Origin of the sequence: Phaeobacter italicus (genome assembly GCF_019801785.1) — a bacterium.
Taxonomy (GTDB): domain Bacteria; phylum Pseudomonadota; class Alphaproteobacteria; order Rhodobacterales; family Rhodobacteraceae; genus Phaeobacter; species Phaeobacter italicus.
The window spans coordinates 564,625-584,166 of the sequence record NZ_JAHVIJ010000002.1 but is presented as its reverse complement, the minus strand read 5'-3'; the positions used below and the strand labels follow the sequence as shown (position 1 = coordinate 584,166).

Below are 19,542 nucleotides of genomic sequence, written 5' to 3'. Positions count from 1 at the left end.
GCCCAATGCCCATAAACAGATAGCGCCGCGAGGGAAAGACCACAGCGCCAAAAGACATTGCGGCAGCAGCGGCTGTGGCATAGTTTCCAGACAAACCCCATAATAAGACCACCAAACCGGCTCCCTCCATGGCAAGCAGAGAATTCATGACCCGTCTTTTCCCCTCCGCACTCCTGACCTCTGCGCTTGCGCTCGGCGTCTTTGCTCCGACCCTGCCCGCCCGCGCCCAGGACGAGGGCAAGATCCTCACCACCCAGGACGAGATCGGCGGTATCTACGAGGGCACATTCCGGGGCGGCCTGCAGCACGGCACCGGCACCTACACCCTGCCCAATGGCTATCAGTACAGCGGCGAATGGGTCGACGGAGAGGTCCGCGGCCGCGGCGTTGCCCGCTTCCCCAATGGGTCTGTCTACGAAGGTGAATTCGCCAAGGGCAAACCCGAAGGCGCAGGCAAGATCACCTTTGCCGATGGCGGCACCTACGAAGGTGAATGGTCAGACGGTGTAATCAGCGGCCAGGGCGTTGCGGTCTATGCCAATGGCGCCCGCTACGAAGGGGGCTTTCGCGACGCCAAACACCACGGCAAGGGCGTGATGCAGAACCCCGGCGGCTATATCTATGACGGCGACTGGGTTGACGGGCGCAAGAACGGCACCGCCAAAATCACCTACCCCGATGGGGCCACCTACGAGGGCGAGGTCAGCGATGGCCAGCTGCAAGGCACCGGCACGCTAACCATGCCGGACGGTCTGATCTACGAAGGCGAATGGGCCCAGAACCAGATGAACGGCACCGGCAAGCTGACCCAGCCCAATGGTGACATCTACGAAGGCCCGCTGGTCGCAGGGCGCCGTCAGGGTGAAGGCAAGCAGATCCACGCCAATGGCGATGTCTATATCGGCAACTTCGAAGATGACCTGCGTCACGGCGAAGGCACTTTCACCAAGACGGATGGCTATGTCTACACAGGTGAATGGCTGGCAGGCCAGATCGAGGGTCAGGGCAAGGTCACTTACCCTGATGGCTCTGTCTACGAAGGCCAGTTCCGCGACGATCTTGCCGATGGTGTGGGCAAGATCACCTACCCGGATGGCTCTACCTATGAAGGGGACTGGGTCGCTGGCGTGATCGAAGGCACCGGCACCACAACCTATCCCAACGGTCTGGTCTACACAGGCGAATTCAAGAACGCCAAGAACGAAGGCCAGGGCGTTATGACCTACCCTGACGGGTATCGCTACGAAGGTGGCTGGAAAGACGGCGAACGCCACGGCGAGGCCGTTGTGACCTACCCCGACGGCTCCGTCTACACCGGCAGCTTTGCCAACAGCCAGCGGCACGGCACCGGCAAGATCGTGATGGCGGACGGCTTCTCTTATGAAGGGGACTGGAAAGAGGGCAAGATCAGCGGTCAGGGCGTGGCCACCTATGCCAATGGCGATGTCTACGAGGGCAGTTTCCTGAACTCCAAACGCCAGGGCCCCGGCGTGATGCGCTATGCCAGCGGTCAGGAGGCCGAAGGCACCTGGGAAAACGGCGCGCTCAAGATCCAGGACAGCACGGCACCCGCATCACAGGATAGCACCAGCGAGGCCGAGAGCGCCGATACACCCGCAACCGACCCCGCCCCCGCAACCGCCAGCGACGGCAACTGATCCAAGCCGGATCGTGGCAGGCAGGCGTGGTCATTGCGTGGCGCCTGCCCCACCCTTGTGACATGTTGCGCGTTTTGCGTGAAATTCTGTCTTTCCATTCGCATCCTGCTCTGTATAACTCTGCGTCATGACCATGCGTGCAGATATCCTTCGCTCCGCCACCGCGTTTCGCGGTGCAGATCTGCGCGCCCTACTGATCCTAATCCGCCTCTGAGCGTGCCATCCGGCGCGCCCGCTCAGAGGGGAAGGCATGCGCGCCATCAGGATTGGTTTTTAGGACAGACAAGAAAGATACCGACATGACGACTGCAGCTGACAAAGATCGCGTCTTGATCTTCGACACCACCTTGCGCGATGGCGAGCAGAGCCCCGGCGCAACCATGACCCATGACGAAAAGCTCGAAATCGCAGAGCTGCTGGACGACATGGGCGTCGACATCATCGAGGCGGGCTTTCCCATCGCCTCCGAAGGTGACTTCAAAGCGGTAAGCGAGATTGCCGAACGCTCCAAGAACTCCGTGATCTGTGGTCTGGCGCGCGCCAACTTCAAGGATATCGACCGCTGCGCCGAAGCGGTGCGCAAATCCGCTCAGCCGCGCATCCACACCTTTATCGGCACCTCGCCCCTGCATCGCGCCATCCCCAATCTCACCATGGATGAGATGGCAGAAAAGATCCACGAAACGGTCACCCACGCCCGCAACCTGGTGGACAACGTGCAGTGGTCTCCGATGGATGCGACACGCACCGAATGGGACTATCTCTGCCGGGTGATCGAGATCGCCATCAAGGCAGGCGCGACCACCATCAACATCCCCGATACCGTGGGCTACACCGCCCCGGTCGAAAGCGCCGATCTGATCAAGCGCCTGATCGAAACCGTTCCGGGTGCCGATGACGTGATCTTTGCCACCCATTGCCACAATGACCTCGGCATGGCGACCGCCAACGCGCTGGCCGCTGTGGCCGGTGGCGCGCGTCAGATCGAATGCACCATCAACGGTCTGGGCGAACGCGCGGGCAATACCGCGCTGGAAGAGGTCGTCATGGCGCTGAAGGTGCGCAATGACATCATGCCATTCCACACTGGCATCGACACCAAGAAAATCATGCACATCTCGCGCCGCGTCTCGACCGTGTCCGGTTTCGTGGTGCAGCCGAACAAGGCCATCGTGGGCAAGAACGCCTTTGCCCATGAAAGCGGCATCCATCAGGATGGCATGCTGAAGAACAAAGAAACCTTTGAAATCATGCGCCCCGAAGATGTGGGCATCGCCGGCACCTCCCTGCCCTTGGGCAAACACTCCGGCCGCGCTGCCCTGCGCGACAAGCTGAGCCAGCTCGGCTTTGAGGTGGGCGACAATCAGCTGAAGGATCTCTTTGTCCGCTTCAAGGAGCTGGCTGACCGCAAGAAAGAGGTCTTTGACGACGACATCATCGCGCTGATGCGCACCGGCGGGGATGACGACGATCATCTCAAGCTGGTTTCGATGAAAGTGGTCTGCGGCACCGGCGGACCGGCGGAATCCACCATCGAAATGGAAGTCGACGGCAAGGACGTGACCGAGACCGCAGAAGGCGACGGCCCGGTTGATGCAACCTTCAAGGCGATCCGCAAGATCCACCCGAACGCCGCGCATCTGCAGCTCTATCAGGTGCACGCCGTGACCGAAGGCACCGACGCGCAGGCCACGGTGTCTGTCCGTCTGGAAGAAGACGGCGTGATCGCCACGGGCGAAAGCGCGAACACCGACACGGTTGTCGCCTCTGCCGCGGCCTATATCAGCGCCCTCAACCGCCTGATCGTGCGCCGCAGCAAAATGGGCGAAGGCGCGGACACGCGCGAGATCTCCTACAAGGACATCACCTGATCAACCTTTTGATCTGAAACGCATATCCCAACAACAAAGGCCACCCATCGGGTGGCCTTTTCCGTGTCGTCTCCCTAGCGTCGCTGGGTCGGTCCCGATCAGCCCAGTTGACTGAACAGCTTGGTCAGCCGCTGTGCCTCATCCTCGGTGCCGTAGGGTGCGTTCACGATGAACATGCCAGAGCCCACCATCCGGTGCCCCTCTCGCGCCGGGGGAAAGCGGACTTCGTGACGCAACACGCCCGGCAGGTCCTGCGCCTCCAGCGCGTTCAGCATCGGCTTATGCGCCCCATCGGTCAGGATCGGGTACCACAGGGCAATCACGCCAACATTCCATTTGCGGTGCAGCTTGGCGATATGGCCGGGGATCTGGGCATAGTCACGCTTGATCTCGTAACTCGGGTCAATCAACAGCATGCCGCGCCGCGGTGTCGGTGGCGCCAATGACAACGCCAGCTCAAATCCGTCCTGCTGATGCACCCTGACGCGCCCGCCTTTGGCATGAGGCCGCATCGCCTGGCGCAGCGCCGCGTTTTCCTGCGGGTGCAGCTCGGCAAAGTTGAGACTGTCGCCCTCGCGCAAAAGATGCGCGGCAATCATCGGCGAGCCGGGATAGGCGGCTGCCCCGTGGGCGGCCCGGGTCTTGGCAATCGCCTCTGCCAACGGATGATCCTGCGCCAGCAAAGCGTCATTCAGTAGGCGGCTGATGCCTGCCTCGGCCTCTCCCGTCTTGACCGCCTCCGCCGCGTCCAGCTGATAGAGCCCGCGCCCCGCGTGGGTCTCTAGATAGCTGAGCGGTTTATCCTTTTGGGTGAGATAGGCCAGCATCCGCGCCAACAGCGCGTGTTTCTGAACGTCCGCCAGATTTCCGGCGTGATAGATATGTTGATATGACAGCATCCCTGCCCTCTAACGCCAAAACCGCCACCGCGAAAGTCCCTGACGCAACGTGAAGCACACACGCGCCTGCCTCCGCTTCTCCGCGAACATCGCCCCCACCACCATGTTCCGCAACAGCCCGATGATGGGGCACACCCATCAATGCCCTCCACAGGCCCCCTTGCAAGCGGCGGAAAGGTGCCATTTGTCCCGAATCCGCCCTTTCGCGACGTGCAACCCCTGCTTATAAGAACAAAAGCCCGCTCTCATCAGAGTCGCGGGATTGGTGGCAGTATTTACAGGGTCCTACTATATGTCGATCTTCGGAAGTCTTGGCGGGTTGTTCACGTCTGATATGGCAATTGACCTCGGCACGGCGAACACGCTGGTTTACGTCAAGGGTCGCGGTGTCATCCTGTCAGAGCCCTCCGTGGTGGCCTATCACGTGAAAGACGGCGTCAAAAAGGTTCTGGCGGTTGGCGAAGACGCCAAGCTGATGCTGGGCCGGACCCCCGGCTCGATCGAGGCCATCCGCCCGATGCGCGAAGGTGTGATCGCTGACTTCGACACCGCCGAAGAGATGATCAAACACTTCATCCGCAAGGTCCACAAACGCTCCACCTTTTCCAAGCCCAAGATCATCGTCTGCGTCCCCCACGGTGCCACCCCCGTGGAAAAACGCGCGATCCGTCAGTCCGTGCTCTCGGCTGGTGCCCGTCGCGCCGGTCTGATCGCAGAACCGATTGCCGCCGCCATCGGCGCAGGCATGCCCATCACCGACCCGACCGGCAACATGGTTGTCGACATCGGCGGCGGGACGACCGAAGTCGCGGTTCTGTCGCTGGGTGACATCGTTTACGCCCGCTCCGTCCGCGTTGGTGGCGACCGCATGGATGAGGCGATCATTTCCTACCTGCGCCGCCAGCAGAACCTTCTGGTGGGTGAAGCAACGGCAGAGCGCATCAAAACCTCGATCGGCACCGCCCGCATGCCCGACGACGGCCGCGGCCAGTCGATGCAGATCCGCGGCCGTGACCTTCTGAATGGCGTGCCGAAGGAAATCGAAATCTCGCAGGCCCAGGTGGCCGAAGCGCTGGCAGAACCGGTGCAGCAGATCTGCGAAGCGGTGATGACCGCGCTGGAAACCACGCCGCCGGATCTGGCCGCTGACATCGTTGACCGCGGCGTGATGCTGACCGGTGGTGGCGCACTGCTGGGTGATCTGGATCTGGCGCTGCGCGAACAGACCGGCCTGGCCGTGTCGATCGCGGATGAGAGCCTGAACTGCGTGGCCCTTGGCACCGGCAAGGCGCTGGAATACGAAAAACAGCTGGCACACGCCATCGACTACGACAGCTGATGGGCACACGCAGAACCGCGCCTCGCGCGGGCTCTGCATGACCTGGAAGGGAACCCTTGGCCAAAGATCGGTCCCAGCGCGATGATTATGCGGCCCCGCTGCGTCGTTTGCTGACCGGGGTTGTCTGCCTGTGCCTGCTCGCCCTCTTTCTGATCTGGCGGATCGACAGCCCGCGCGTCGAACGGTTCCGCGCGCAGGTGATCGACGCGGTGGTGCCCAGCATGGACTGGGCCATGATCCCGGTCGAAGGGGCAATCAACCTGTTCCGCGACTTCCAGAGCTATCAGCGCCTTGCCGAACAGAACCGCGAGCTGCGCAGCGAATTGCGCCAGATGAGCGCCTGGAAAGAGGCCGCACTGCAGCTGGAACAGGAAAACGCCCGCCTGCTTGATCTCAACAACGTCCGCCTTGATCCGCGTCTCACCTATGTGACCGGTGTGGTCATGGCCGACAGCGGCTCGCCGTTTCGCCAGTCGGTGATCCTCAACGTTGGCGCCCGCGATGGGGTGCGTGATGGCTGGGCCGCGATGGACGGCATCGGCCTTGTCGGGCGGATTTCGGGCACCGGGCAGAACACCTCCCGCGTGATCCTGCTGACAGACGCCTCCAGCGCCGTGCCCGCGATGATCCAACCCTCCGGCCAAAGCACGCTGGTCGCAGGCGACAATAGCCCCGCCCCGGTGATCGACTTTCTTGAAAACCCCGATCTGGTGCGCCCCGGCGACCGCGTTGTCACCTCTGGCGATGGGCAGGTCTTTCCGGCGGGTCTGCTGATCGGTCAGGTGACACAAGACCGCTTTGGCCGCCTGCGGGTGCGCCTGTCGGCCGATTACGAACGGCTGGAATTCTTGCGGGTGCTGCGCCATCACGGCTCTGAGGTGATCCGCGACCCCGGCGGGTTGATCGTGCCCGCGCCCGGCACCGGCACCATCCCCCGCCCGCGCCCCGAAGGACTGGGGGCAGACACCGGCGACGGGACAGAGCCTGCGGAGACCGAGGATGGCTAACACCTCCCCGGCGCGGATCTGGGTCATGCGGGCCGCCTTTCCGGCCCTCTCGCTTCTGGTGATCTTTCTGCACCTTCTGCCGCTGTCCACCCTGCCCTCTCGCTGGGCGCCGCCCGACGTGATGATGGCGCTGGTGATGGCCTGGGCCGTGCGTCGCCCCGATTTTGTCCCGACCCTCAGCATCGCCTTCACATTCCTGATGGCCGATCTGCTGTTTCAGCGCCCACCGGGGCTGATTGCGCTCTTGGTGGTGCTCGGCGCGAGCTTCCTGAAATCGCAGGTCCACCCCCACCGGGAAACCGCCTTTCTCGGGGAATGGGTCAGTGTCGGAATTGTGATCGTCGCCATCACCCTCAGCAACCGGCTGATCCTTGCCGTGCTCAGTGTCGAACAGCCATCCTTGGGTTTGATTCTGATCCAGATGGTGGCAACATTGGCCGTCTATCCGCTGATCGTCCTGATCAGCGAAAGCCTCTTGGGCGTTCAGAAACTCTCGCCTGCCGAAGCAGAAGCTCTGGGAAGCCGCTGATGAAACGCAACACCAAGGACGTCGAAGCCTCGCACCGCAAGATGAGCCGCCGCGCGCTGTTTCTCGGCGGGCTGCAACTGGCCTTTGCCGGTGGTCTTGCCATGCGGATGCGTCACCTGCAGGTCGATCAGGCCGATCAGTTCCGCCTGCTGGCCGAGGAAAACCGGATCAACATTCGCCTGATCCCCCCGGCCCGTGGCCAGATCTATGACCGCAACGGCATGATCCTGGCGCAGAACTCTCAGTCCTACCGCATCACCATCGTGCCCGAAGACGCGGGCGATGTGGATGCGGTGATCGAACGGCTGTCGCGCCTGCTGCCGCTTGATCCCGAAGACATCGAACGCGCCAAAACAGAGATGCGCCGTTCTCCGCCCTTTCTGCCGATCACACTGGCAGACCAGATCAGCTGGGACGATATCTCCAAGGTCGCCGTCAACGCCCCCGCCCTGCCCGGCATCACGCCAGAGGTCGGCCTGACCCGCGTCTATCCCCAGCGCGAGGATTTCGCCCATGTGGTCGGCTATGTCGGGCCGGTGTCGGATTATGATCTCAGCAAGCTGACAGATCCCGAACCCATCCTGCGCATTCCCCGCTTTCAGATCGGCAAGGTCGGATTTGAGGCCAAGGTCGAAACCAGCCTGCGCGGCAAGGCGGGCGCAAAGCGGGTCGAGGTCAACGCCACCGGTCGGGTCATGCGCGAGCTGGACCGCCGCGAGGGCGAAGCCGGCGCAGACATGCAGCTGACCATCGACGCCGAGCTGCAAAGCTACACCCAGGCCCGTCTCGGCAGCGAAAGCGCCAGCGCTGTTCTGATCGATTGCGAAAGCGGCGATGTGCAGGCCATTGCCTCGGCCCCCAGTTTTGACCCGAACCTGTTCGTGCGCGGGATCTCGGTTGCTGACTACCGGATGCTGACAGAGGACAAATATCGCCCTCTGGCCAATAAAACGGTGCAGGGGGTCTATCCTCCCGGCTCAACCTTCAAGATGATCACAGCCCTCGCCGCACTTGAGGAAGGGCTGATCGGCACCGAAGAAACCGTCTGGTGTCCCGGCCACATGGAGGTCTCGGGCCGTCGCTTTCACTGCTGGAAACGCGCAGGCCACGGGCATGTCGACCTCAACACCTCGCTCAAAAGCTCCTGCGACGTCTACTACTACGATCTCGCAATCAAGGTGGGCATCGACAAGATCTCGGCGATGGCGAAACGCTTTGGCCTTGGCGTGCGCCACGATCTGCCCATGTCTGCCGTTGCCAAGGGGCTGGCCCCGAACAGGGCGTGGAAATCGGAAACCTACGGCCAGGACTGGCTGGTGGGGGATACCGTCAACGCCTCGATCGGTCAGGGCTATATGCTCGCCTCGCCATTGCAGCTTGCGGTGATGACCGCGCGTCTTGCCACCGGCCGCTCTGTTGAGCCGCGGCTGGTGAAATCCATCGACGGTGTCGAACAACCCGGCGGCGCAGGCGAAGCGATGGACATCAACCCCAACAACCTGCGCACCGTGCGCAAGGGCATGTACTCCGTCAGCAACGAACGACGTGGCACGGGCTATGGATCGCGCATCATCGCCGAGGGCATGCGCATGGCGGGAAAAAGCGGCACAAGCCAGGTGCGCAACATTACCGCCGCAGAACGCGCCGCCGGGGTGATCCGCAACGAAGACCTGCCCTGGGAACGCCGGGACCATGCGCTGTTCGTGGCCTATGCGCCCTATGACAAACCGAAATACGCCACAGCCGTCGTGGTCGAACACGGCGGCGGCGGCTCCAAGGCCGCAGCCCCCATCGCCCGCGACGTGCTGCTTCAGGCGCTCTATGGCGGCACGCCCCCGCTAGAGGCCTATCCCACCAAGGACCGCAGCCGCATCCAGGCCCAGCAGGAACGGCTGGAGCGCGAGCGCCTCAAACGCGACCGCGGCGACGACAGCGAACAGGCATAAGCCACAGACCGACCACCAGACCGGCCCCGCAGAGAACGCTCTGATCAGGCCACAAACGAAAGCACAAAGATGAGCTATCTTGCCAACAATGCCCAGACGGTCCCCACCGGCCTGCGCAAGATCCTCTATCTGAACTGGCCGCTGACCCTTCTGTTGGCCAGCGTTGCGGCGGTTGGCTTTCTGATGCTCTATTCCGTCGCGGGCGGCAGCTTCAGCCCCTGGGTCGAGCCGCAGGTCAAACGCTTCATCCTCGGGCTTGCGGTCATGCTGGTTGTGGCGATGGTGCCGATCTGGTTCTGGCGCAATATCTCGGTGCTTGCCTATCTCGCCTCGATGGTGCTGCTTTTGGCGGTAGAGTTCTTTGGCACCGTCGGCATGGGCGCGCAGCGCTGGATCGACCTTGGGTTTATGCGTCTGCAACCCTCCGAGTTGATGAAGATCACGCTGGTGATGCTGCTTGCCGCCTATTACGACTGGCTGCCGGCCGAAAAATGCTCGCGCCTGCAGTGGGTTATCTTGCCGGTCATTATCATCATCGTGCCCACGCTGCTGGTCCTGCGCCAGCCTGATCTGGGCACCTCCATCCTGCTGATGGCTGCGGGAGGCGGTGTCATGTTTCTGGCCGGTGTGCACTGGGCCTATTTCGCCGCCGTCATTGGCGCCGCCGTTGGGCTGGTCGCCGCCGTCTTCAAAAGCCGCGGCACCGAATGGCAGCTGCTGAAAGACTACCAGTTCCGCCGCATCGACACCTTTCTTGACCCTTCGCAGGATCCGCTGGGGGCCGGCTATCATATCACCCAATCCAAAATCGCCCTGGGTTCTGGGGGCTGGTCCGGGCGCGGCTTTATGCAGGGCACCCAGTCGCGCCTCAACTTCCTCCCGGAAAAACACACCGACTTCATCTTTACCACCCTGGCCGAGGAGTTCGGCTTTATTGGCGGCATCACGCTGTTGTTCATCTATCTGCTGGTGATCGTCTTCTGCATCGCCACCGCACTCGCCACCAAGGACCGCTTTGCCTCGCTGGTCACATTGGGGATTGCGATCACCTTCTTCCTGTTCTTTGCCGTGAACATGTCGATGGTCATGGGGCTCGCCCCTGTTGTTGGCGTCCCCTTGCCGATGGTGTCCTACGGCGGGTCCGTGATGCTGGTGCTGATGGGGGCCTTTGGCCTTGTGCAAAGCGCAAACATCCACCGCCCGCGCTAGGGTCAGACCGCCCCACCCAAGGCAAACATAGGCGCGCACGGTCTTTTTTCAGGCCGTGCACGACAAAACGCCTATTCATATCGCGCCCTGCCCCCTATCCCTAGGACAACAGAGTTCAGGGAGCAGATTGATGAGCATATTTCACCTCGCCTATCACGTGGATGATCTCGACAAGGCACGCGATTTTTATGGCGGGCTTCTGGGCTGCGCGGAGGGGCGCAGCACTGATACATGGGTGGATTTCAACTTCTTCGGCCATCAGATCTCGCTTCACCTTGGCCCGGTTTTTGCAACCGCCAACACCGGAAAAGTGGGCGAGCACATGGTGCCGATGCCCCATCTGGGGGTGATCCTGCCACAGGCAGACTGGCGCACGCTGGCCGACCGGCTAGAGGCTGCGGGCATCGAGTTCACCATCGCCCCCACCACCCGCTTTGCAGGCGAGCCGGGAGAGCAAAGCACCATGTTCTTCCATGATCCCGCAGGCAATCCGATCGAAGTCAAAGGCTTTGCCGATATGGCCGGAGTGTTCGCCACATGATCAACGTCCAATTCGCCGCCCGGCCCGAACGCTGGGCCACCCAAGAGGCGCCTTTGCGTGCCGCCTTTGCACAGGCTGGGCTAAACGCCGATCTGCGGCCCGATCATGACCCGGCAGATGTCGACTATGTGGTCTATGCCCCCAACTCCGACCTGCAGGATTTCACGCCCTATACCCGCTGCAAAGCGGTGCTGAGCCTCTGGGCCGGGGTCGAGAAAATCGTCGGCAACCAGACCCTGACAATGCCGCTCTGCCGGATGGTGGATCCCGGCCTGACTGCGGGCATGGTGGAATGGGTCACGGGCCATGTGCTGCGCTATCATCTCGACATCGACAACACGATCCACACCCAGGACAGATGGGAGCCCAAAGTCCCACCCCTGGCAGAGGAACGCCCGGTCACGGTTCTGGGCCTTGGTGCGCTGGGGCAGGCCTGTGCCCAGATGCTGGCGACACTGGGCTTCCCGGTAACTGGCTGGTCACGATCCGAAAAATCCATCGACGGCATCACCTGTCATCACGGTGAGGCCGGGCTACGCACGGCCCTGACGGGGGCCGAAATCGTGGTTCTGCTGCTGCCGGATACCCCGGCCACGGAAAACACGCTGAACGATGAAACCCTTGCCCTGCTGCCTATGGGCGCGCGCCTCATCAATCCGGGACGTGGTCCTTTGATTGACGACAACGCCCTGCTCGCCGCGCTCGACAGCGGTCAGGTGGGTCACGCAACGCTTGATGTCTTTCGGGTGGAACCACTGCCGCTGGATCACCCCTACTGGGCCCATCCCAATGTGACCGTCACCCCCCATATCGCAGCCGAAACCCGCGCCATTACAGCCGCGCGCGTCATCGCGGAAAACATCCGCCGGGGCGAAGCAGGCGAGCCGCTGTTGCATCTGGTCGACCGTAGCCTCGGCTATTGAACCGCGCCCGCCCACCGCGAGCGGGGATGGTTAACAGGTCGTTACCACCCCGCTCGCCCTGCTCAGCTTTGCTTTAGATCGCTGCGCTAATGTGGGGGCAATCGCGATTGCAGGATCCGGGTTTGGCACCCCGGCTCCGACCAGGAAACGGACCCCGATCACCGGGGCTGTGCAAAGACCTGAGCACTCGGGCAGATGCCCGTCCTCCTCCGCCCCCGTGGCGGCGCCGTCCACTTATCGCCTTGTCCCGCTGCGGACACCCCCCACACGTGCAGATCGCAAAGACATGCACACAACAGACAACCAACAGACAACCCTCCCCGAACGGCCCCGCCGGATCGGGCCAAACCCGTGCACCAGCCCCAACAAAAAAGGCAGGCGCATCACGCCTGCCCTTTCCATCACTCTGGTTCGGCCACAGCCTACGACGCAGCCAAACCGCGCCCCTTCAGCAGCGCGTCGACACCGGGCAGACGCCCGCGGAACGCAGTGTAGAGCTCAGCCGGATCGCGCGAACCACCGGTAGACAGAATGTTGGCCTCCAACGCTGTGGCGCGCTCGGGATCAAAGGCGCCGCCCGCCTCTTCAAAGGCGGCGAAAGCATCGGCATCCATCACCTCTGACCACATGTAGCTGTAATAGCCCGAGGAATAGCCATCACCCGAAAACACATGCGCAAAATGCGGCGTGGCATGGCGCATGATGATGGCAGACGGCATGCCGATCTCTGCCAGAACCTCGGCCTGTTTGGCCATCGGATCCTTCGGCGCGGGCCCGTCGTGAAACGCCAGATCCACCAGCGCAGAGGCCACATATTCCACCGTCTGGAACCCCATATCAAAGGTCGACGCCGCCAGAACCCGGTCGCGCATCTCCACCGGCATCGGCTTGCCGGTGTCGGCGTGGGTGGCGAATTTGCCCAGAACCTCCGGCACATCCAGCCAGTGTTCATATAGCTGCGAGGGCAGCTCCACGAAATCGCGCGCCACCGATGTGCCAGAGATGCTCTCGTAGGTCACATTCGACAGCATCTGGTGCAGCGCATGGCCGAACTCGTGGAACAGGGTGCGCGCATCATCATAAGACAGCAGCGCCGGATCGCCCTTGGCAAAGTTGCAGACATTGATCACGATGGGCGTCTGCACATCAGGGAATTTGGCCTGGCTGCGCATGGCCGAACACCACGCGCCCGACCGTTTGGAGGAGCGGGCGAAATAGTCGCCGATAAACACCGCCACATGATCGCCATTGCGGGTCACCTCCCAGGCGCGGCAATCCTCGTGATAAAGCGGCACATCAAGCGGCGTAAACTCCAGCCCGAACAGACGGGTGGCACAGTCAAACGACGCCTCGATCATGCGATCCAGCTGGAAATAGGGCTTCAGCTCCGCCTCATCAAGATCATGCTCAGCCTTGCGCCGTTTCTCCGCGTAATAGCGCCAGTCCCAGGGCTCCAGCTCGCCGTTGATGCCATCGTCCTGCATCATCTTGGTCAGCACCCAGGCATCCGCCTCGGCCTGCGCCTTGGCCGGCTCCCAGACCTGCATCAGCAGATCGCGCACCGCAGCCGGGGTCTTGGCCATCTCTGTTTCCAGCTTGTAGGCCGCGAAATTCTTGTAGCCGAGCAATTGCGCGCGCTCTTCGCGCAGCTTCAGGATCTCGGCGGCAATCTCGCGGTTGTCGCTGTCGCCGCCATTGGCTCCGCGCGCGGCCCAGGCCTCGAACGCAGTCTTGCGCAGGTCGCGGCGGGGGGAAAACTGCAAAAACGGCGTGATGAGAGAGCGCGACAACGTGACCGCCGGGCCATCCAGCCCCTTGTCCTTGCCCGCCGCACGCGCGGCATCAACAACGAATTGTGGCAGGCCGGTCAGATCCTCCTCGCTCAGCTCCATATACCAGCTGCGTTCATCAGCCAGCAGGTTCTGGGTGAACTCGGTCCCAAGGGTCGCAAGGCGGGATTTGATCTCCTGCATGCGGGTGTCATCTGCCCCTTCCAGCGCCGCACCGCCGCGCACAAATCCACGATGGGTCAGCATCAGAACACGCGCCTGTTCCTCGCTCAGATCCAGCGTATCGCGCTGGTCCCACACGGCTTTGACACGGGAATAAAGTGCCTTGTTGGCGGTGATCGCGGAAAAATGTTCCGCCAGCTTGGGCGAAAACGCCCGCTGCAACGCCTCGCGCTCGGGGTTACTGTCGGCCCCGGCCACGCTGTAAAACACCGACAGAACCTGCTCCAGCTCGCGGCAGGGGGTTTCCAGCGCCTCGATCACATTGGCAAAAGTCGGTGCCTCCTGCGAGGTGGCAATCGCGTCGATCTGCGCCTGATGGGCAGCTAGTGCCTCCTCCAATGCGGGGGCAAAATCGCTGTCCTTGATCTGGTCGAAAGGGGCAATTTCAAATGGCGTGTCCCAGGTGGACAGCAGCGGATTGGTCATGGCAAATCTCCTTTGTGAGGAAGCTATGTCCGCCCCTGCCCGCCGTCCAGAGGACCGTGGAAATTTATCCTGATATTCGCCCCGGCCCGCCAGCCTGCCCCCGCCTAGCCGGTCGGATCATCCACCAGTTCTGCAGGCAGGATGATGATAGAGACGCCCGCGATATTGGCCGCGCGCGCAATGCGCCATTCAAAGCGGCCAAAAATCCCGTCGGTGTCGATCAGCACCACCACCGGTTCCTTGCCGGTGATTTCGGCAGCAAAAAGCACCTGCTGCAAGCTGTCGAGACTGCTGCGTTTATCCAGCCCCACCTCAACCACCCGCCGGTCGTTTTCGCAATCCACCCGGATTGCGGCCTCTCCGCCGGGATAGTCAAAGGTATGGGTGCGCTCTGCCTCGCCACCAAAAAGACTGGCACATAAAAGCACAATGTAGTGGGCTTCGGTCAAATCGGGGGTCTTTTCGCTAAAGCTGTGGGCTAGCGGTGCTCTTGTCGGCTGCGCAGGTGCTTTTCCAGACGCCGCAGCGCCAGCGACAGACCGATGGTGAGGGTCAGGTAAATCAGCGCCACGACATTGTAGGTTTCAAAATAGCGGAAATTGCCCACCGCGGTGATCTTGCCCAGCTGCGTGACGTCAGCAACCCCCAGCACGGACACCAGCGAGCTGTCCTTGACCAGCGCCACGAAATCATTGCCAAGCGGCGGCAGGATGGTGCGGATGGCCTGCGGAAAGACGATGAAACGAAAGCGCTGCCAGCGGTTCAGGCCCAGCGCCTTGGCCGCCTCGATCTGGCCCTCATCCACCGATTGCAGACCCGCGCGAAACACCTCGGAGATAAAGGCCGAGTAGGCAATCATCAGCGCAATGATCGCGCGCCACAGCAATGGGAAATTGCGCGTGCGGATCGGATCATGTCCAAATTGCGCGCCGATCCAGTTTCGCAGCTCCACCAATGCAGGCGCCAGCACAAAAGCCACGTAAAGCAAAAGCACGATGATCGGAATGCCACGCACCACTTCGATGTAGAACCGCGCGCTTTGGCGGATCACCAGCCAGCGCGAGCCAGCCGCAAGCGCCAGCCCAAGCCCCAGAAGCGACGCGAGAAAGAAGCTCACCAGCGTCACAAAGATCGTCAGCTGAACGCCTTTTGACAGGGTTTTCAGGATGTTGAGATAGAGATCATCCGCCACCACCTGCCAGCCGAGATAGACGCCAATCAGCGCAACAGCCGCAAGCCACCACGGAAAGTCCTCTTTCTTGTCCGTCCCTTTGACCGGTTTGGGGGGCTGATCGCTCATCTTTGCTCCGCGTTGTTGAAGGCCCGTGTTGAAGGCCCCAAAAAATCCCCGGCGCCAGGCACCGGGGACGGGGTCAGGTTTGGCCGGATCTATCAGCCGCCGAGCTTATATTCCAGAAACCACTTCGTGTTCAGCGCATCCAGCGTGCCATCTGCCTCCATCGAGGCAATCGCCGCGTTGATCGGCGCCACCAGGTCGCTGCCCTTGGGGAAGATGAACCCAAAGTCCTCGGTGCCCAGCGGCTCGCCCACGATTTTCAGCGCACCCTCAGATGCCGCGACATAGCCATTTGCGGCGGTGCTGTCCGACAATGCCAGATCCACATCGCCCGTGCGCAACGCCTGAATGGCCGCACCAAAGGTTTCAAACAGCTTGATACGCGGGTTTGCCTCGTCACCGTCAAGGATATCGTAGACGGTCACGTAAAACGGCGTGGTGCCCGGTTGCGCGCCTGCCAGCAGATCCGCATCAGCGGCAAAGCCTGCTGCGTCGTCAAAACGGGTTTCATCCCCGGCCACGATCATGCGCATTTGCGAGGTCAGGTATTTGTCCGAAAAATCAACCTTTTCCTTGCGATCATCGCGGATGGTGATGCCGGTCATGCCCATGTCGTACTGGCCATCGCTGACGGCAGGGATCATCGCGTCCCAGCTGGTTGTTTCGTAAACCACGGTGATGTTGATGCGTTCGGCGATCTCTGCCATTGCATCGTATTCCCAGCCGATTGCCGCGCCGCTGGCGGGGTCGACAAACTGCAGCGGCGGATAGGCGTTTTCCACCGAAACGACGACCTCGCGGCCCTCAAGATCCGGCAGATCCGCCGCGATAGCTGCGCTTGCCAGCAAGGCCACCGCTGCGGTTGCGGCTGCTGTTTTCAGCGCCGTCCCAGTCCATGTGAATGTCATCTTATCCTCCCCTTTGGTGATGTGATTACGTCGTCAGAGTGTCTCAGGTGGCCTCCGCATCGGATCGCGGCGCGCCTGCCTCTTTGCTGCTGTCGTCTCCGGCTTCGGCTCCGCCCGCGCAAATCGGGCAATCGCTGCGCTGGCTGAGGCTGATCTTGCGGCTTTCGGAATAAAGCCCGTCGTAAATCAGCATCTCGCCCTGCAGGGTCTGACCTGCGCCGGTGATGGCCTTGATCGCCTCAAGTGCCATCATCGCGCCAACCACGCCGGGCAATGGGCCCACGACCCCCGCCTCGGAACAGCTGGGGGCAAGACCTGCCGCCGGCGCTTCGGGAAAGATGCACTGATAGCAGGGGCCGCCTGAGGTGGGGTGAAACAGCGAAATCTGCCCCTCCCACTGCGACAGCGCGCCTGAAATCAGCGGCTTGCCCAGTGCCACGGCGGTCCGATTGGCCAGATAGCGTGTCTCGAAATTATCGGTGCCATCCAGGATCAGATCATAATCGCCAAATAGATCGCCGGCGATCGCCGCATCCAAGCGACGATGATAGGGGCGCACGGTGATATGGGGGTTCTGGGCCTCCATCGCGGCCTGGGCCGAGAACACTTTGGGCATCCCGATGTCCTGATCACGGTGGATGACCTGACGCTGCAGGTTGGCGTTTTCCACCACATCGTCGTCGATCACCCCGATGGTGCCGACCCCGGCGGCTGCAAGATATTGCAGCGCAGGCGCGCCAAGCCCCCCTGCCCCAATCACCAGCACGCGCGCCTTGCGCAGCTTTTTCTGGCCCGGTCCGCCCAGTTCGCGCAATACGATGTGGCGGGCATAGCGGTCCAACTCGCTGTCAGAGAATTTGTCCGCGCGGGGTTTGGTGGCGGTCTCCTCCGCAGTGTCGGGCTGGGCGCGGCTGCGCAGCCTGCGCAACAGGTGGCGATAGGCCATCACCAGCGCGACAGCGCCTGCCAGCATCAGCCAGGGGGCCGCCGATCCGCCGGTTGCGGCACGCAGCGGCGCGCCGTCGGGCAGGGTCAACTGGATTGCCAGCACCGCGAGAAAGATCAGCGCCAGAAGGGACAGGCGCAGGCGGCGGTCCAGACCGGCAAAGCCGCCCCCCCACCAGATCAACGCTGCGAGAAGGAAGATCGACAGCATCAGCGCTGCCCCGTAGAGCCAAAGCCGCCGCTGCCGCGCGCGCTGTCACTGAGGCTGTCGACAAGGTGGAACCGGGCCTGCAGCACGGGGGCCACCACCATCTGCGCGATACGGTCGCCATGGGCGATCTCAAACGGCGCATCGCCCGCGTTCATCACGATCACCCCCAGCGGGCCACGGTAATCGCTGTCGATGGTGCCCGGCGCGTTGGGCAGGGTGATGCCGTGTTTCAGCGCAAGGCCCGAACGGGGGCGGATCTGCACCTCGTAGCCTTGCGGGATTTCCAACCGCAGCCCGGTCGGCACCAGTCTGCGCTCTCCCGGTGCCAGCGTCAGAGATTGGCGGTCCGGCAGGTTGGCGCGCAGGTCCGCGCCTGCGGCTTCCTCTGTCTGATAGGCAGGCAGTGGCACATCCCTGTCTGCGCCCTCGTCATATGTGATACGGATCTCGACCATTGCTGTGGCGTGTCCTTGCTCGTTTGTTCTCGTTCGGGCGGCTCAGCCCTTGTCTGTCAGCGCGGCGGCGATGCGTTCGGCCAGTTGGCGCGCGACGGCTGTCTTGTCCATGCGCGGCCAGCTTTCGGCACCTGCATCGGAGATCAGGATTACCGCGTTTTCGCTGCCCCCCATGATGCCCGTCGCCGGAGAAACATCATTGGCCACGATCCAGTCGCAGCCCTTGCGCAGGCGTTTGGCGGTGGCGTTGTCCATCACGTCGTTGGTTTCGGCCGCAAACCCCACAACCAGCCCCGGTCGCCCCTTGTCCAGATGCGCGACGGTCTTGAGGATATCGGGGTTTTCGGCAAACTCCATGACCGGCAGGCCATCCTTTGATTTCTTCAGCTTGCGGTCCGAGGCGCTGGTGACGCGCCAATCGGCGACCGCAGCGGCAAAGACCCCGGCATCTGCGGGAAGCGCCGCAAAAACCGCATCCGCCATCTGTTGGGCAGTCTCGACCGGCACGACCTCTACCCCCTCGGGTGGCGCGACGCTGGCAGGGCCCGTGATAAAGACCACCTCAGCGCCCAGATCGCGCAGAGCACGGGCCAGCGCTGTTCCCTGCGCACCTGAGGAGCGGTTGGCGATATAGCGGACCGGGTCGATCGGTTCATGGGTGGGGCCGGAGGTGACGACAATGCGCCGTCCTTTCAGGGGGCCATCCGACAATTTGGCGGTGATGGCGGCAACAATCGCCTCTGGTTCGGCCAGACGACCGGGACCAAATTCGCCGCAGGCCATGCCGCCCTCATCCGGGCCAACACAAGCGACACCATCCGCCAGCAGCGTGGCCAGATTGCGCTGGGTTGCGGGGTGCTGCCACATGCGCACGTTCATCGCAGGCGCCAAGAGCACCGGCGTATCCGTCGCCAGCAGCAGGGTAGACGCCAGATCATTGGCATGGCCATTGGCCATTTTCGCCATCAGATCCGCCGTCGCCGGGGCCACCACCAGAAGATCCGCACTGCGCGACAACTGGATGTGGCCCATCTCTGCCTCGGCGGTGAGATCAAACAGATCGCGGTGCACCGCCTGCCCCGCAAGTGCGGAGACCGACAGCGGGGTCACAAATTCCTCTCCCGCCTTGGTCAGAACCGGCACCACCTCGGCACCCTGATCCTGCAAGCGGCGGATCAGCTCCAGCGATTTATATGCCGCGATGCCGCCGCCGATGATGAGAAGAATACGTTTGTTGGCCAGCATTTATCCGTCCTTGCCGCAAAGTCCGCCAAACAGTACTGCGCCTGCGCGCGAGAGGGAAACGGTTTTCACCCTGCCGGCCGCGCTGTGTTGCCGACAAGAAAGGCGCGCCCGTTTCGGACGC

General features: G+C 62.4%; 17 protein-coding genes. 9 read left to right on the top strand and 8 right to left on the bottom strand.

Annotated features, from left to right (window positions below; translation table 11 throughout):
* Positions 1-146 precede the first annotated feature (146 nt).
* Together KUV39_RS07135 and KUV39_RS07130 are read left to right on the top strand one after the other, a co-directional pair.
* Positions 147-1,658, top strand: a complete 1,512-nt coding sequence (locus KUV39_RS07135) for an MORN repeat-containing protein (RefSeq protein ID WP_222459354.1) — start codon at positions 147-149, stop codon at positions 1,656-1,658.
* A gap of 299 nt (positions 1,659-1,957) precedes the next feature.
* The gene (locus KUV39_RS07130; protein ID WP_046210823.1) at positions 1,958-3,529 is read left to right on the top strand and encodes a 2-isopropylmalate synthase; all 1,572 of its coding nucleotides are present in this window, start codon (positions 1,958-1,960) and stop codon (positions 3,527-3,529) included.
* Between the two features lie 98 nt (positions 3,530-3,627).
* Here the strand turns inward: KUV39_RS07130 and KUV39_RS07125 are convergent, their stop codons facing one another.
* A complete protein-coding gene (locus tag KUV39_RS07125; RefSeq protein ID WP_050673028.1) occupies positions 3,628-4,428 on the bottom strand; it encodes a 23S rRNA (adenine(2030)-N(6))-methyltransferase RlmJ in 801 nt (266 codons plus the stop codon).
* Positions 4,429-4,720: 292 nt separating this feature from the next.
* Between KUV39_RS07125 and KUV39_RS07120 the strand changes: the two genes are divergently transcribed.
* From KUV39_RS07120 to KUV39_RS07090, 7 genes are all read left to right on the top strand, one after another.
* Positions 4,721-5,767, top strand: a complete 1,047-nt coding sequence (locus KUV39_RS07120; protein ID WP_008561252.1) for a rod shape-determining protein — start codon at positions 4,721-4,723, stop codon at positions 5,765-5,767.
* A 56-nt stretch (positions 5,768-5,823) separates the two neighbouring features.
* Positions 5,824-6,774, top strand: coding sequence for a rod shape-determining protein MreC (gene mreC, locus KUV39_RS07115; protein ID WP_008561258.1), 951 nt, complete (start codon positions 5,824-5,826; stop codon positions 6,772-6,774).
* Positions 6,767-7,303, top strand: coding sequence for a hypothetical protein (locus tag KUV39_RS07110; protein ID WP_008560433.1), 537 nt, complete (start codon positions 6,767-6,769; stop codon positions 7,301-7,303). Before mreC ends, KUV39_RS07110 begins: the two co-directional genes overlap by 8 nt.
* Entirely contained in the window at positions 7,303-9,249 is a 1,947-nt protein-coding gene (gene mrdA / locus KUV39_RS07105) for a penicillin-binding protein 2 (RefSeq protein ID WP_008559448.1), read from the top strand. Before KUV39_RS07110 ends, mrdA begins: the two co-directional genes overlap by 1 nt.
* 69 nt (positions 9,250-9,318) lie before the next feature.
* Positions 9,319-10,458 (top strand): rod shape-determining protein RodA, encoded by a 1,140-nt coding sequence (rodA, locus tag KUV39_RS07100; protein ID WP_008559217.1) that lies wholly within the window; start codon positions 9,319-9,321, stop codon positions 10,456-10,458.
* Positions 10,459-10,588: 130 nt separating this feature from the next.
* Entirely contained in the window at positions 10,589-10,999 is a 411-nt protein-coding gene (locus tag KUV39_RS07095) for a VOC family protein (RefSeq protein WP_222459353.1), read from the top strand.
* A complete protein-coding gene (locus KUV39_RS07090; protein WP_222459352.1) occupies positions 10,996-11,922 on the top strand; it encodes a 2-hydroxyacid dehydrogenase in 927 nt (308 codons plus the stop codon). Before KUV39_RS07095 ends, KUV39_RS07090 begins: the two co-directional genes overlap by 4 nt.
* Before the next feature lie 422 nt (positions 11,923-12,344).
* Here the strand turns inward: KUV39_RS07090 and KUV39_RS07085 are convergent, their stop codons facing one another.
* The 7 genes from KUV39_RS07085 to coaBC form a co-directional block, all read right to left on the bottom strand.
* Entirely contained in the window at positions 12,345-14,360 is a 2,016-nt protein-coding gene (locus KUV39_RS07085; protein WP_222459351.1) for a M3 family metallopeptidase, read from the bottom strand.
* Between the two features lie 104 nt (positions 14,361-14,464).
* Positions 14,465-14,809, bottom strand: a complete 345-nt coding sequence (locus KUV39_RS07080; RefSeq protein ID WP_222459350.1) for a hypothetical protein — start codon at positions 14,807-14,809, stop codon at positions 14,465-14,467.
* A gap of 29 nt (positions 14,810-14,838) precedes the next feature.
* A complete protein-coding gene (locus tag KUV39_RS07075) occupies positions 14,839-15,660 on the bottom strand; it encodes an amino acid ABC transporter permease (protein ID WP_222459349.1) in 822 nt (273 codons plus the stop codon).
* Positions 15,661-15,752: 92 nt separating this feature from the next.
* Complete coding sequence (locus KUV39_RS07070; RefSeq protein ID WP_046210816.1) at positions 15,753-16,565, bottom strand: transporter substrate-binding domain-containing protein; 813 nt, start codon at positions 16,563-16,565, stop codon at positions 15,753-15,755.
* A 43-nt stretch (positions 16,566-16,608) separates the two neighbouring features.
* On the bottom strand, positions 16,609-17,721 hold the full coding sequence (locus KUV39_RS07065) for a HesA/MoeB/ThiF family protein (RefSeq protein WP_222459348.1): 1,113 nt from the start codon (positions 17,719-17,721) through the stop codon (positions 16,609-16,611).
* The gene (dut, locus tag KUV39_RS07060; RefSeq protein ID WP_222459347.1) at positions 17,721-18,176 is read right to left on the bottom strand and encodes a dUTP diphosphatase; all 456 of its coding nucleotides are present in this window, start codon (positions 18,174-18,176) and stop codon (positions 17,721-17,723) included. Before dut ends, KUV39_RS07065 begins: the two co-directional genes overlap by 1 nt.
* A gap of 42 nt (positions 18,177-18,218) precedes the next feature.
* A complete protein-coding gene (coaBC, locus tag KUV39_RS07055) occupies positions 18,219-19,421 on the bottom strand; it encodes a bifunctional phosphopantothenoylcysteine decarboxylase/phosphopantothenate--cysteine ligase CoaBC (protein ID WP_222459346.1) in 1,203 nt (400 codons plus the stop codon).
* Positions 19,422-19,542 lie beyond the last annotated feature (121 nt).